Origin of the sequence: Neoaquamicrobium sediminum (genome assembly GCF_040970315.1) — a bacterium.
GTDB lineage: Bacteria > Pseudomonadota > Alphaproteobacteria > Rhizobiales > Rhizobiaceae > Aerobium > Aerobium sediminum.
The window spans coordinates 798760-811414 of sequence record NZ_JAZHFV010000002.1 but is presented as its reverse complement, the minus strand read 5'-3'; the positions used below and the strand labels follow the sequence as shown (position 1 = coordinate 811414).

At 63.5% G+C, this 12655-nt stretch carries 13 protein-coding genes; 8 read left to right on the top strand and 5 right to left on the bottom strand.

The features are described from left to right. Positions 1 to 99: 99 nt before the first annotated feature. The gene (locus tag V1479_RS09245) at positions 100 to 357 is read right to left on the bottom strand and encodes an SEL1-like repeat protein (protein ID WP_368802640.1); all 258 of its coding nucleotides are present in this window, start codon (positions 355 to 357) and stop codon (positions 100 to 102) included. Positions 358 to 772: 415 nt separating this feature from the next. Between V1479_RS09245 and V1479_RS09240 the strand changes: the two genes are divergently transcribed. The 5 genes from V1479_RS09240 to V1479_RS09220 all read left to right on the top strand — a co-directional run bounded on the left by V1479_RS09240 (position 773) and on the right by V1479_RS09220 (position 4389). Next, a complete protein-coding gene (locus tag V1479_RS09240) occupies positions 773 to 1114 on the top strand; it encodes a DUF2147 domain-containing protein (RefSeq protein ID WP_173190322.1) in 342 nt (113 codons plus the stop codon). 247 nt (positions 1115 to 1361) lie between these two features. Beyond that, complete coding sequence (locus V1479_RS09235) at positions 1362 to 1520, top strand: hypothetical protein (RefSeq protein WP_173190320.1); 159 nt, start codon at positions 1362 to 1364, stop codon at positions 1518 to 1520. Between the two features lie 11 nt (positions 1521 to 1531). Then, positions 1532 to 1726 carry a hypothetical protein gene (locus tag V1479_RS09230; protein ID WP_173190319.1) on the top strand — a complete coding sequence of 65 codons (195 nt, stop codon included), beginning with the start codon at positions 1532 to 1534 and terminating at the stop codon, positions 1724 to 1726. Positions 1727 to 1812: 86 nt separating this feature from the next. Then, positions 1813 to 3315 (top strand): AMP nucleosidase, encoded by a 1503-nt coding sequence (locus V1479_RS09225; RefSeq protein ID WP_173190317.1) that lies wholly within the window; start codon positions 1813 to 1815, stop codon positions 3313 to 3315. 66 nt (positions 3316 to 3381) lie between these two features. Further along, a complete protein-coding gene (locus V1479_RS09220) occupies positions 3382 to 4389 on the top strand; it encodes an endonuclease/exonuclease/phosphatase family protein (protein WP_368802639.1) in 1008 nt (335 codons plus the stop codon). A 64-nt stretch (positions 4390 to 4453) separates the two neighbouring features. Here the strand turns inward: V1479_RS09220 and V1479_RS09215 are convergent, their stop codons facing one another. Further along, positions 4454 to 6133: an electron transfer flavoprotein-ubiquinone oxidoreductase gene (locus V1479_RS09215; protein ID WP_368802638.1), complete on the bottom strand. Its 1680-nt coding sequence runs from the start codon at positions 6131 to 6133 to the stop codon at positions 4454 to 4456. Positions 6134 to 6429: 296 nt separating this feature from the next. Between V1479_RS09215 and V1479_RS09210 the strand changes: the two genes are divergently transcribed. Together V1479_RS09210 and V1479_RS09205 are read left to right on the top strand one after the other, a co-directional pair. Beyond that, positions 6430 to 7026 (top strand): hypothetical protein, encoded by a 597-nt coding sequence (locus tag V1479_RS09210; protein ID WP_368802637.1) that lies wholly within the window; start codon positions 6430 to 6432, stop codon positions 7024 to 7026. Positions 7027 to 7055: 29 nt separating this feature from the next. Further along, positions 7056 to 7907, top strand: a complete 852-nt coding sequence (locus tag V1479_RS09205) for a uracil-DNA glycosylase (RefSeq protein WP_368802636.1) — start codon at positions 7056 to 7058, stop codon at positions 7905 to 7907. A gap of 2 nt (positions 7908 to 7909) precedes the next feature. On the opposite strand, the gene V1479_RS09200 is transcribed toward V1479_RS09205, so the two are convergent. Next, positions 7910 to 8308 (bottom strand): hypothetical protein, encoded by a 399-nt coding sequence (locus V1479_RS09200; protein WP_368802635.1) that lies wholly within the window; start codon positions 8306 to 8308, stop codon positions 7910 to 7912. Between the two features lie 184 nt (positions 8309 to 8492). Here V1479_RS09200 and V1479_RS09195 point away from each other — a divergent pair, with 184 nt between their 5' ends. Continuing rightward, entirely contained in the window at positions 8493 to 9284 is a 792-nt protein-coding gene (locus V1479_RS09195; RefSeq protein ID WP_368802853.1) for an MmyB family transcriptional regulator, read from the top strand. Between the two features lie 9 nt (positions 9285 to 9293). On the opposite strand, the gene V1479_RS09190 is transcribed toward V1479_RS09195, so the two are convergent. Both V1479_RS09190 and V1479_RS09185 read right to left on the bottom strand, forming a co-directional pair. Continuing rightward, complete coding sequence (locus tag V1479_RS09190) at positions 9294 to 10253, bottom strand: DMT family transporter (RefSeq protein WP_368802634.1); 960 nt, start codon at positions 10251 to 10253, stop codon at positions 9294 to 9296. Positions 10254 to 10313: 60 nt separating this feature from the next. Continuing rightward, positions 10314 to 12623, bottom strand: coding sequence for a xanthine dehydrogenase family protein molybdopterin-binding subunit (locus tag V1479_RS09185; RefSeq protein WP_368802633.1), 2310 nt, complete (start codon positions 12621 to 12623; stop codon positions 10314 to 10316). Positions 12624 to 12655: the final 32 nt, after the last annotated feature.

Sequence of the window (12655 nt, the reverse complement as noted above, 5' to 3'; positions counted from 1 at the left end):
CGGTCGCGACCCTCGCTCATGGTCAAGCCCCGGTGCGCCCGCACCCAACTCGCCATCCCTGTTCATTCCTTGAGGCGCGAACGCCGCGCCTCGTAAAACTCAGTGCACGGTCATCCATTCGCGGGCGGCGCGAAGCGCCCTTGCGATGTCATGCTTGCTCATGGTCGCGGCAAGTTCGGCCCGCAGCCCGGCAGCACGATCAGAACCCTTGATCGCGGCGATGTTGAACCATTTGTGGGCGGCGACGAGATCGACGTCGCAGTCGCGTCCGGTGGCATACATCATGCCGAGTTCGAACAGAATTTCAGCCTGTGCGGTGGAGCCGATGCCGGCTTCAAGCATGTCAAAACGTGCCATGTTCCAGTCCCCTGTGTGTCTCCCGAGAACCCTTGTTTTGTGCGGGTCCCGTCGTGTGATCCGATGGTTTGGAGAATGCAGCGGAGGCTTGAATCCGTCGTTAAATGGCTTGCTTAATTTGCGGAAAACAAAACTAAAACAAGAAGTAAAGCTCGGATTTCGTTAAGGATAGGAAGCGCGGAGTTCTCCGCATTTCGCCGAAAAGTCGTTGAAAATTGTCCTGTGCCGGGGAAAGCTTTCGCTAACCACGCTCCGGCTTCTTTCGACGATTGCGCGACCGCATGGCGCAGAAAGTCGCGCAATCCTGCCGTGCATGCGGGGTCTTTCGCGGCAACACGAATTCGTTTACGTTTACGTTTGCGTAAGTAACAAGCCCGCGCCGGGATATGAGCCCGTCCGGGATGGGAGGAGAAACATGCTTCGCAGAATTACAGTCACAGCAGCACTGTCCCTCATGCTCGCGGGCACCGCGCTTGCCGATCCCATCGAGGGGAACTGGAAGACAGACAGCGGCGCCATCGCCCAGATCGCTGCGTCCGGGGGCAGCTTCATGATTACGCTGCGCAGCGGCGAGCATAATGGCAAACGCATCGGGCAGATGCAGCCGGCCGGAAGCGGCAAATACAAGGGGAAAATCACCGACCCCGCGAACGACAAGACCTATTCCGGCAATGCCACGCTGAACGGCAACAGCCTTGCCATGCAGGGCTGCGTAGCGGCCATCTTCTGCCGCACCCAGAACTGGAAGCGGCAGTAGATCACGCTGCCGCCGGCGGTCCCGCATGACGCTGGGCCGCCGGTCCGGCTCCCGTCCAGCAGTACAATCCTTCGACGGCATGGCTAGGAAAACGTTCGTGCTGGCCGCCCAAGCCGGCGCAAAGCCGCACCAATCAATACCTGCAAGCTTTCGTTAAGGTCGCTGAACGGCAGATGAATGCACATCTCAGCCATGGTTCAGCCGGCTTCTGGCATCTTTCGGTCACAAACGAAGGACACCGCCAGAGATGCTCAGCCGCCGCTTCACAATCGTATGCTTGCTCGTCGCCTCGTTCGGCATGGCGCTCTCCATGCTCGTCGCAGAGGACAGCCGCGCCAACCACGTGCGCCCGACGGGCTTCCTGAGCTGCGATGCCAGCGGCTGCGCCATCCCGGCCCGTCACTGAAGAGGCGACCGATGAACCAGATCGCAAACACTTTCCCAGGCCTGTTCACCGCTGCATTGCGCGTGACCCTGCTTTTCATGCTGCTGTTCACGCCGCTGCTCGCGATACAGTCCGTGCAGGCCGGTTCGGCCAGCATCATCGAAAGCGCCGGCTCGCCGCAGAAGGGCATCGGTTTCGTGCTGGTCACGAGCCTGCGCCGCCTGTGAGTGTCAGGCAGACCGCAAAACAGCTTCAAACGGAAATTGGAGGTGGGGACCCTCGAAACGTCATGACCAAGTCTCTATAATAGGTCATGGAAAAGCGAATCTACCCACAACCCATCGAATCGGTCTCCACGCCGGACCCCTATGCCCGCCAGAGCTTCACCGACGCACGCGAGGCCGTCGACGCGCTCAAGGCCCTCTACGACCGCAACACCAGCTTCCTGAGGGACTCGTTCGACAAGCTCGGCGAAGGTGTCGATCAGCAGCGCCGCTATCGCGCCTTCTATCCCGAGGTCGGTGTCTCGACCTCCTCCTACACCCAGATCGACACGCGACTTTCCTACGGGCACATGGCCGCGCCGGGGCACTACTCGACAACCATCACCCGCCCCGATCTGTTCGACAGCTACCTGACCGAGCAGCTTCGACTGCTGATGCGCAATCACGGCGTGCCGGTGACGGTGGGCGAATCCGAAACGCCGATCCCGCTGCATTTCGCGTTCCTCGAAGGCACGCACGTGGACGCCGGCGTGGCCGACCGCATCCAGCGGCCGCTGCGTGACCTCTTCGACGTACCGGACCTGAACGCCACCGACGACCACATCGCCAACGGCACCTACGAGCCGCTGCCGGGCGAGCCGATGCCGCTGGCGCCGTTTACCGCGCAGCGCATCGACTACTCGCTGCACAGGCTGTCGCACTACACGGCCACCAGCCCGAACCACTTCCAGAATTTCGTGCTGTTCACGAACTACCAGTTCTACATCGACGAGTTCTGCGTGCTGGCGCGCGAGCTGATGGCCAAGGGCGGCGACGGCTACGAGGCCTTCATCGAGCCCGGCAACGTCATCACGCGTGCCGGCGAGACCATGCCGCACGAAGGCTCGACGCTGACCCGTATGCCGCAGATGCCGGCCTACCATCTGTCCAAGCCGGGCCATGGCGGCATCACGATGGTGAATATCGGCGTCGGCCCTTCCAACGCAAAGACGATCACCGACCATATCGCGGTGCTGCGCCCGCATGCCTGGCTGATGCTCGGCCACTGCGCCGGGCTGCGCAACACACAGGCGCTGGGCGACTACGTGCTGGCTCATGCCTATGTGCGCGAGGACCACGTGCTCGACGACGATCTACCGGTCTGGGTTCCGATCCCGGCGCTGGCCGAAATACAGGTGGCCGTGCAGGAAGCGGTGGCTGAGGTGACCGGACTTTCAGGCTACGACCTGAAACGCATCATGCGCACGGGAACGGTCGCTACCATCGACAACCGCAACTGGGAGCTGCGCGACCAGCGCGGGCCGGTGCAGCGGCTCTCGCAATCGCGCGCCATTGCGCTCGACATGGAATCGGCCACCATCGCGGCCAACGGCTTCCGTTTCCGCGTTCCCTACGGGACATTGCTTTGCGTCTCGGACAAGCCGCTCCACGGCGAACTGAAGCTTCCGGGCATGGCGACGGAATTCTACAAGCGGCAGGTGTCCCAGCACCTGACCATCGGCATCCGCGCCATGGAAAAGCTCGCCGAGATGCCGGCCGAAAGGCTGCATTCGCGCAAACTGCGCAGCTTTTCGGAAACTGCGTTCCTGTAGGTTCGACGCTCAGCAGAGCGGCGCGGCTGTCTTGATCGCGCCTCAATCTTCGACCATCCGAGCGCCATGGACCGCCTGAGGGGATCAATCATATTGCGGCTGCTGGCCGTCACCACGCTGCTTGGCATCGCGGCGGCGTTGGCGTTCGGCTATCTCGGCTGGATCCATTTCGCGTTCGATTCCTTCTCGCACCTGCGCATTCATCTGGCTGCGGGCCTGCTCGTCTGCGGCGTGCCGCTGCTGGTCTTCCTGCGCTATTGGCCGGAGGCCGTCTTCGCCCTGCTTTTCGGTGCGACCGCGATCGTCCAGACCGTGGGATTTTCGGGACATGCGCTGAAGGTGAACGCCGCTTCGGCGGAACCCGGCGGCAGTCTGTACCGTCTGGTGCAGCTCAACCTGCGCTACGACAATCCGCGGCCAAACGATGTGTTCTCGATGATCGGGCGCGAAAAGCCGGACGTCATCACGCTCAACGAAGTCTCGGCCTACTGGGTCGAAAAGTTGGGCGTGCTCAAGGCCACCTATCCGTACCAGCTCATCTGCCCGCCGCCTGCCTATATCGGCGGCTCGGCAATCCTGTCACGCCGTCCCTTCGCCGCAGATTTCGAGCCGGACTGCGGAGACCGAGGCTCGTTCGGCCACGTCATCCTCGACATGAACGGGAGGCGGCTGGAGGTTGCGGCGGTGCATCTTGGCTGGCCGTGGCCGTTCAGCCAGCAATGGCAGGTGCCGCTGATGGAGCCGCTGCTCGCCGAGATCGGCTCTACGGCCATCGTTGCCGGCGACCTGAACGCCGTTCCGTGGAGCCAGACGGCCCAGCGCGTGGAACGGGCTAGTGGAACCGAGATCCTGCGCGGGGTTGGGCCGACTTATCTCGACCGCCGCTTTCCGGCCTGGATGCGCCCGTCGCTAGGCTTGCCCATCGACCATGTCATGATCAAGGGCGGCATCGTGCCGGTGAATGTGCGCAAGCTCGAAGCGGTGGGATCCGACCACCTGCCGCTGCTTTTCGAATTCATGCTGCTGCCGCAGGAACAGCCCGCCGCCGTGTTGCAGGCGTCGCTGAGCGAGTAGCGAACAGGTTGGCGCTGGCGTTTAAGCCGGCAACCCAATTCGCTACTCACCATTCGCCAATCGCCTACATATTCGGATAGACCGGTCCCTCGCCGCCCTGCGGCGGCACCCAGTTGATGTTCTGGTTGGGGTCCTTGATGTCGCACGTCTTGCAGTGGACGCAGTTCTGGGCGTTGATGACGAAACGGACGTCGATGCCCATGCGGTCGGCGGCCGCGTTGCCGTCGGCATCCACCCATTCATAGACGCCAGCCGGGCAGTATCGCGACGAGGGTCCGGCATAGACGTCGTGCTCCGAGCGCTTCTGCAGTTCCATGTCCTTGACCTGGAGATGGACCGGCTGGTCCTCCTCGTGGTTGGTGTTGGACAGGAACACCGAAGACAGCCTGTCGAAGGTCAGCACGCCATCCGGCTTGGGATATTCGATCTTCTTGTGCTGCGCGGCTGGCTCGAGCGCGGCCGCATCGGTCTTGCCGTGCTTCATGGTGCCGAATGGCGAGAAGCCGAACAGCGTATTCAGCCACATGTCGAGACCGCCGAGCCCGACGCCCAGCCACAGGCCGAACTTCGACCAAAGCGGCTTGACGTTGCGGACCCTCTTCAGGTCCTTGCCGATGTCGGTGGCGCGCCAGGCTTCTTCGTAACCGGCAAGTTCGTCATGGGCACGACCGCCCGCGATCGCCTCGGCGACATGCTCGGCCGCGAGCATTCCCGACAGCACGGCGTTGTGCGAGCCCTTGATGCGCGGCACGTTGACGAGCCCCGCCGAGCAGCCGATCAGCGCGCCGCCCGGGAACGAGAGCTTCGGCACCGACTGGTAGCCACCCTCGGTGATCGCGCGCGCGCCGTATGACAGCCGCTTGGCGCCTTCGAACGTGCCGCGGATCGCCGGATGCGTCTTGAAGCGCTGGAACTCTTCGAACGGCGCGAGATAAGGGTTCTTGTAGTTGAGGTGAACCACGAAACCCACGGCGACCTGGTTGTCTTCCAGATGGTAGAGGAACGAGCCGCCGCCCGTGCTGCCGCCGAGCGGCCAGCCGAACGAGTGCTGGACGAGGCCGGGACGATGGTTCTCCGGCGCGACCTGCCACAGCTCCTTCAGACCGATGCCGAACTTCTGCGGCTCGCGCCCCTCGCCTAGCGCGTATTTCGCGATGAGCTGCTTAGCGAGCGAGCCGCGCACACCCTCGCCGATCAGCACATATTTGCCGAGCAGCGCCATGCCGGGCGCATAGTTCGGCCCGTGCGATCCGTCGCGCTCGACCCCCATGTCGCCGGTGGCCACGCCGATCACCGATCCGGCATCGTTATAAATAACCTCGGCCGCGGCGAAGCCCGGATAAATCTCGACACCGAGCGCTTCGGCGTGGCCGGCGAGCCAGCGGCAGACATTGCCGAGCGATACTATGTAATTGCCGTGATTGTTCATCAGCGGCGGCATCAGGATGTTGGGCAGCCGCACCGAACCCGCAGGCCCGAGCACGAGGAAATGGTCGTCCGTGACCGGGGTCTTGAATGGATGGTCGCTCTCCTCGCGCCAGTCGGGCAGCAGCCGGTCGATACCGATCGGATCGACCACGGCGCCCGAAAGAATGTGCGCGCCGACTTCCGCGCCCTTTTCGAGAACGACGACGGACAGATCGGGATTGAGCTGCTTGAGGCGGATCGCCGCGGAAAGACCGGCCGGCCCCGCGCCGACGATCACCACGTCGAATTCCATGCTTTCGCGCTCAGTCTCGCTCATCAATCAATCCTCCGCGTCCGCCCGTCGGCACTCAAGCTGATACCCTTTGCGCTCATAGCGCATGTTGGGAAGCGGCGAAACCGCCCGCGACCCAAGGTCCCAGCTTACTGTTTAGCCGCTATCTTCCGAATTTAAGCGACGTTGACGTAAACGTCAATCATTGCGGCAAGGTTCCGAGTGCCCGCTTGTGGCAAACATAGACGCTTCTCGCATGTCCCGATCGGCGCTAGACTGCCGAAAGGCAGCCGCTCCGGAACGAACAGAAAACCGGGTGCGTGCTGCCGGCGGGAGGATGCATGGCAAGACACTTGCCGATCCTGCTAGTCCTGGCTCAACCGGTCGCTGTGGCACCAGCGCTTGGCGCCGACGATCTCGGCCGCTGGCACGCCGGCCCCTATTCTTTCTCCGATGAAATGGGCGGCTTCACCATTCGCGAAATCTCTGGCACGGGCAGCGCGGAAGACCCCGTGGTGCTGATCCAGGAGATGGTCTCGGCGAGCCCGGTCACACTGGTTGTACGCGCGGAGAAACCGGTTCGCGCAAGAGACTTTTCCGGCAATTTCGCGCATGGCTTCATCCACATGCAGATCGTCGCGCTGAACAACAGCGGCCTGCCTTGGCTGGAATTCGAGTTCGAACTGCAGGAGATCGTCGGCGAACCGAGCACCTTCGGCGATGGACTTTCCTTCGATCAGCGGCGGACGGAGTCGAGCAACATTTCGTCGGACCGATACGCGGAATACAGTCGCGACTTCGAGCCCTATGACCGCCTGATCTTTCGCAACGGATTTACCGATCCGCTGAAAACGGTGACGTTTCGCATCTTCATCACGGATTTCACGCCGCGCTGGGAGTTCTTTCTGGTGCAGGACCCGACAGTGCCCTTCTCCTGAGGCCGGCGCTCGCATAAGATCGAGCCGTGATGTCGATTGCCGACCCTAAGCATCCCCTGCCCGACCTTGCCGACCTCCTCCGCTTTTATGCGGATGCGGGCGTCGACGAGGCGCTGTTCGACGAGCCGATCGACCGGTTCGAGGAATCGGCAGGAACAACGGCGCGCGCGCAGGCTCCGCAGCAGAACGAGCCAGCCAGAAGCCGGGAGACCAAAGCGCAACCACCTCAGGCTCAGACCAGACCCGCTCCTGCGATGGCGGTTCCGGACGAAGCCCAGGCGGCCCGTGCACGCGAACTCGCGCAGGAGGCCAAGTCGCTGGAGGAACTGCGCGAGATCGTTTCGGCCTTCGACGGCTGCAACCTCAAATTCACGGCCAAGCAGACCGTATTTTCCGATGGAAACCCGCAGGCCGACCTGATGCTGGTCGGCGAAGCACCGGGGCGCGACGAGGATATTGATGGGCTGCCCTTCGTCGGCCGCTCCGGCCGTCTGCTGGACCGGATGCTGGCGGCCATCGGCATAGACCGGACCAGCGCCTATATCGCCAACGTCATTCCGTGGAGGCCGCCCGGCAATCGCACGCCGACGCCTCTGGAAACGGAAATCTGTCGTCCGTTCATCGAGCGGCAGATCGAGCTCGCCGCTCCCAAGGTGCTGGTGACGCTGGGCGGACCATCTGCAAAGGTGCTGCTGCATGCGACCGAGGGCGTGTTGCGGCTGCGCGGCAAGTGGAAGACGCATGCGACGGCTTCGGGCATCGAGATCGCCGCCATGCCGACGCTGCACCCGGCCTATCTCCTGCGAAATCCCGCCCACAAGAAACTTGCGTGGCGGGATCTGCTGGAAGTGAAGGCGAAGCTGGAAGTGCTTCGCGGATAGGCTCACGCCATTGCCGGCCGGGCTTGACGCAGCGCGGCATACTGGAGCACCGCGAAGAACGCCACCGCGAGAGCCTGTGCCACCACGAAGGCCACACCCAGCAAGTTCGGTTCGACGTAGCCAAAAGCGACGATACCGATGCTGGCAAGAACCCAGGCGACGTTGACCAGCACCACATCGAGCAGCACCATCCGCGACAGGCTCTGGCGGCGCGACAGCACCACGAGCAGCGCCACCCACGGCAGCAGCACGATACCGGCCCAGAAAAGCAGCGAAGTCGGCAAGTTGAGGAAGGGGCCAAGCAGACTGGCGCCGGCCGCCATCAGCACGGCGGCTGCACCGGACACCACGGCGTCGAGCAGGAGCGTGTTCTTGAGGAAAGAGTTCATCGGAATGGTCATGGTCGTTCTCCCTTGGTTGAAACCTTGGGCTGGCCTGCTGTGAGCCGTTTGCCAACCCGATGGCCGGGAAGATGACGGCATTTCGGATCGCTGGCGATTACGCATCAGGTAATAGGAAATCGCACCTCGGACGGATAGATTCCGATGACCAACGACGTCATCCGGAGAAGAAGCGATGAACACGATGCAGCCGCCCGCCGGCACGCTGATCAAAGAATGGCGGCAGCGCCGCCGCATGAGCCAGCTCGATCTTGCGCTCGAGGCCGAAATATCCCAGCGCCACCTCAGCTTCCTGGAGAGCGGCCGTTCATTGCCGTCGCGCGAGATGGTCCTGAGGCTTGCCGAGCGGCTGGCTGTGCCATTGCGCCAGCGCAACCAGATGCTTGTCGCTGCAGGCTTCGCGCCGATCTACGGCGAACGCAATCTGGAGGACGACTCCTTCAAGCCGGCACTGGCAGCGGTCGAGCTGGTGCTCAAGGGCCACGAGCCCTATCCGGCCATCGCAGTCGACAGGGGCTGGAACATGGTGCTTGCCAACGCCGCCGTCGGACCGCTGCTGGCGGGCATCGAAGACCAGTCGTTACTCGCACCGCCTGTCAACGTCTTGCGGCTCACGCTTCATCCGAAGGGGCTGGCACCACGGGTCGTCAACCTCGACGAATGGCGCAACCATCTGATCGAGCGCCTCAAGCTGCAGATCGAGGCCTCAGCCGACCCGGCGCTCGAAGCGCTGGAAAAGGAGCTCTCGGGCTACCCGGGCCGCCCGCGCGGTAACGGCAAGGCGTATGACGCGGCCGCCAATGTAGCCGTGCCGCTGCGCCTGCGCGCCGGAGACGAGGTGCTGTCTTTCATCAGTACGATAACGGTGTTCGGCACCCCGCTCGACGTGACGCTGTCGGAGATCGCTATCGAATCGTTCTTTCCCGCGGACGCGCGCACCGGCGAGCTTCTGCGTGCGCTCGCTTCCGGGGGGTAGGCCTGCGCCCTATTGCGGCGGCGCGACCTTGCGCGCCCTGCCCCGCTCGAGCCCCAGTTGCCGCTCGCGCCAGATGATGAAGATGCCGGCGGCGACGACGATCAGCCCGCCGACGATGGTGTAGACAGTGGGCAGATCGCCGAAGGCCAGATAGCCGACCGCGATGCCCAGTATCATGGACGAATATTCGAACGGCGCGACAGTGGAGGCTTCCGCGTAGCGGTAACTCTCCGTCATCAGGATCTGGCCCAGCCCACCGCAAATGCCCGCTCCGACGAGCAGCGCAGCCTGGAAGGCCGAGAGCGCCGTCCAGCCGAACGGCAGCGTCAGCAGCGCCATGAAAGAGGCCGTCAGCGAAAACCACAGCACGATGGTCGCGGTTTTCTCGGTCTGGACCAGCCGGCGCACCAGCAGCATGGCAACTGCGGAGACAGCAGCACCGACAAGGGCAGCCGCGACACCCAGCGCCTGCTCGCTCTCCATGCCAGCCGCGCCGGCGAACAGCGTCAGATTCGGCCAGGAGATAATAACGACGCCGAACAGGCCGACGGCGACCGCCGTCCAGCGATAGACGCGGATCGTCTCGCCCAGAAACAGCGCGCTGAAAACGACGACCAGCAGCGGCTGGGCGTAGTTGAGCGTGATCGCCTCGGGCAAAGGCAGCCGGGTCAGCGCGAAGAAGCCGAGCCCCATGGCGCTGACGCCAACCACGCCACGCGCGATATGACCCAGAGGATTGGACGTGTGCAGCGCAGTGCGCAGTTCGTGACGCCATGCCAGCATGGCCAGGATCGGCAGAATGGCAAAGAACGAACGGAAAAAGACGATCTGCCCCGCCGGCAATTGCCCTGCCGCCTTGATGAGCGCGGACATGGCCACGAACACCGAAACGGAAACGATCTTCATCGCTATGCCGCGCAGCGGATTGGTGCCGCCGGCCATGGCCGACGAAGATTGTTGTACGGCCATGGAGATCAGGCCGGCCTGTCGAGGCCGGCGGTAGAGGGAATGGGCATCAGCAGGAACTCATCAGGACGAGCGGGCCTCGGCGAGCGCCTGCCATACGCGCTGCGGCGTGGCGGGCATTTCGATATGGCCGATTCCGCATGCCCTGTGAAGCGCGTCGGTGACAGCGTTCATCACTGCCGGGGTCGCACCGATGGTTCCGGCCTCGCCCGCGCCCTTGATGCCGAGCGCGTTGGTGGTCGAGGGCACGTTGCGGGTCTCGAAATGGAAGGACGGAACGATGTCGGCACGCGGCATGGCGTAGTCCATGAAGCTGGCCGTCAGGAGCTGCCCGTCTTCCGAATAGACCGTGTCCTCGGTGAGCGCCTGGCCGATGCCCTGAACCACACCACCATGGACCTGGCCTGCGAGCAGCACCGGGTTCACGGTAGCCCCGAAATCGTCGACGATCGTGTAGTTGACGATTTCGATCTGGCCGGTCTCCGGCTCGATCTCCAGCTCGCAGATATGCGTGCCGTTCGGATAGGTCGCCTCGTCCTGGACGAACTCGCCGAACCCCTTTACGTCGTCCGGCGACTTGGCGGCCTTGGCAATTGCGGAGAAGTCGATCCGCCGGTCGGTGCCGACGATACGCGCCTCGCCGTCGACGAGTTCTATGTCGGCGGCCGCCGCTTCGAGCTCGTCGGCAGCGATCTTCCGGATTTTTTCGGCGAGATCCTCGCCGGCCCGCGCCGCGGAAACGCCGCCAAGCGGGATCGACCGCGAGCCGCCCGTGCCGCCGCCCTTGTCGAGCTGGTCGGTGTCGCCCTGGTGCAGGCGCACCTGCGTCACGTCGAGGCCGAGCTTGTCAGCGACCAGTTGCGCATACGCGGTCGCATGGCCCTGACCGTTGGACTGGGTGCCGATCAGCAACGTCACGACGCCGTCGTCCCCCAACTCCACATGGGCGGGCTCGGAACCGGCAAAGGCGCAGGCCTCGACATAGGTCGCCATGCCGATGCCGCGCAGCTTGCCCGATGCCTTCGACTGCTCGAGGCGGGCTTCGAACCCCGCCCAGTCGGCGCGCTCCATCGCCTGGTTCATATGGCCTTCGAATTCGCCAACATCATAGTTCCGGCCGGTCTGTGTCCGATAGGGAAACTGGTCCGGCCTGATGAAGTTGCGTCGCCGGATCTCATGCGGCGACAGATTGAGGTCACGCGCGCAGGCATCCACGAGCTTTTCGACCAGGAACGCCGCTTCCGGCCGTCCCGCACCGCGATAAGCGTCTACCGGGCAGGTGTTGGTGTAGACGCCGGTGATCGCCACATCGAGCGCCTCGATGTCGTAGACGCCGGTGGACATGCTGGCGCCCACATAGGGGATGAACGGCCCGAACTGATGCGTGTAGGCGCCCATATTTGCCGCCAGTCGCACGCGAAGCCCGAGAAAACGACCGTCGGCATCCATCGCCATCTCGGCCGTGACCACATTGTCGCGGCCTTGCGCATCCGTCAGGAAATGCTCCGTACGGTCGCAGGTCCATTTCACAGGCCGCCCCAGCCGCTTCGCCGCCTCCAGAACCAGCGGGTATTCGCGGTAGACGAAAACCTTCGGCCCGAAGCCACCGCCGACATCGGGCGTGATGACGCGCAACTTGTCGTGCGAAATGCCGAATACCTGGTCCGCAATGATGCGCTGCATCGAATGCACGCCCTGCGACCCGGTCGTCAGGGTCATACGTCCGTCGGCCTCGTTCCATTCGCCGATCGCGGCGCGCGCTTCCATGTAGTTGCAGACCAGACGGTTGTTGGCGAATTCGATGCGCGTGACATGTGCGGCACCGGCAAAGGCAGCGTCGGTTTTTGTCTTGTCGCCAATGGCGTATTCGAACGCCTTGTTGGTGCCATGCTCGGGCCAGACCAGTTCCGCGTCGTCGTCGAGCGCCTCGGCGGTGCCGGAAACGGCGTCTTCAGCCTCGAAATCAATCTCGATGAGTTCCGCGGCGTCCTGCGCCTGCGCCCGCGTATCGGCAACCACGAAAGCAACCGCATCACCGACATAGCTGACGCGATCACGGCACAGGATGGGAATGTCGCGGCCGGGCGCACGCGAGCCGTCGGGCTGTTTCTGCATGCCCCCGGTCTTCAGGTCGCCCAGATGTGCAATGTCAGCGCCGGTCAGGACCAGATGCACGCCTTCCGCAGCGCGCGCCGCCTCGACGGATCCGATCCGGAACGTCCCCTTCGCAATCGGTGAGCGCAGCACGTATCCATGGACAGTGCCGTCGGGCGAGATATCGTCCGTATAGCGGCCCTTGCCAGTGATGAAAGCCTCGTCCTCGACGCGCAAAACGGACGCGCCCATTCCGAATTTCGGAGTCATAACGTTCATGACGATTTCCCGGAAACGATCTGTCGACCATT

Coding starts and splice junctions, on each gene's coding strand:
- V1479_RS09210 (WP_368802637.1), top strand. CDS start 6,430: ATGGCAAGACACTTGCCGATCCTGCTAGTCCTGGCTCAACCGGTCGCT.
- V1479_RS09205 (WP_368802636.1), top strand. CDS start 7,056: ATGTCGATTGCCGACCCTAAGCATCCCCTGCCCGACCTTGCCGACCTC.
- V1479_RS09245 (WP_368802640.1), bottom strand. CDS start 357: ATGGCACGTTTTGACATGCTTGAAGCCGGCATCGGCTCCACCGCACAG.
- V1479_RS09195 (WP_368802853.1), top strand. CDS start 8,493: ATGCAGCCGCCCGCCGGCACGCTGATCAAAGAATGGCGGCAGCGCCGC.
- V1479_RS09185 (WP_368802633.1), bottom strand. CDS start 12,623: ATGAACGTTATGACTCCGAAATTCGGAATGGGCGCGTCCGTTTTGCGC.
- V1479_RS09200 (WP_368802635.1), bottom strand. CDS start 8,308: ATGACCATTCCGATGAACTCTTTCCTCAAGAACACGCTCCTGCTCGAC.
- V1479_RS09235 (WP_173190320.1), top strand. CDS start 1,362: ATGCTCAGCCGCCGCTTCACAATCGTATGCTTGCTCGTCGCCTCGTTC.
- V1479_RS09230 (WP_173190319.1), top strand. CDS start 1,532: ATGAACCAGATCGCAAACACTTTCCCAGGCCTGTTCACCGCTGCATTG.
- V1479_RS09190 (WP_368802634.1), bottom strand. CDS start 10,253: ATGGCCGTACAACAATCTTCGTCGGCCATGGCCGGCGGCACCAATCCG.
- V1479_RS09215 (WP_368802638.1), bottom strand. CDS start 6,133: ATGAGCGAGACTGAGCGCGAAAGCATGGAATTCGACGTGGTGATCGTC.
- V1479_RS09225 (WP_173190317.1), top strand. CDS start 1,813: ATGGAAAAGCGAATCTACCCACAACCCATCGAATCGGTCTCCACGCCG.
- V1479_RS09240 (WP_173190322.1), top strand. CDS start 773: ATGCTTCGCAGAATTACAGTCACAGCAGCACTGTCCCTCATGCTCGCG.
- V1479_RS09220 (WP_368802639.1), top strand. CDS start 3,382: ATGGACCGCCTGAGGGGATCAATCATATTGCGGCTGCTGGCCGTCACC.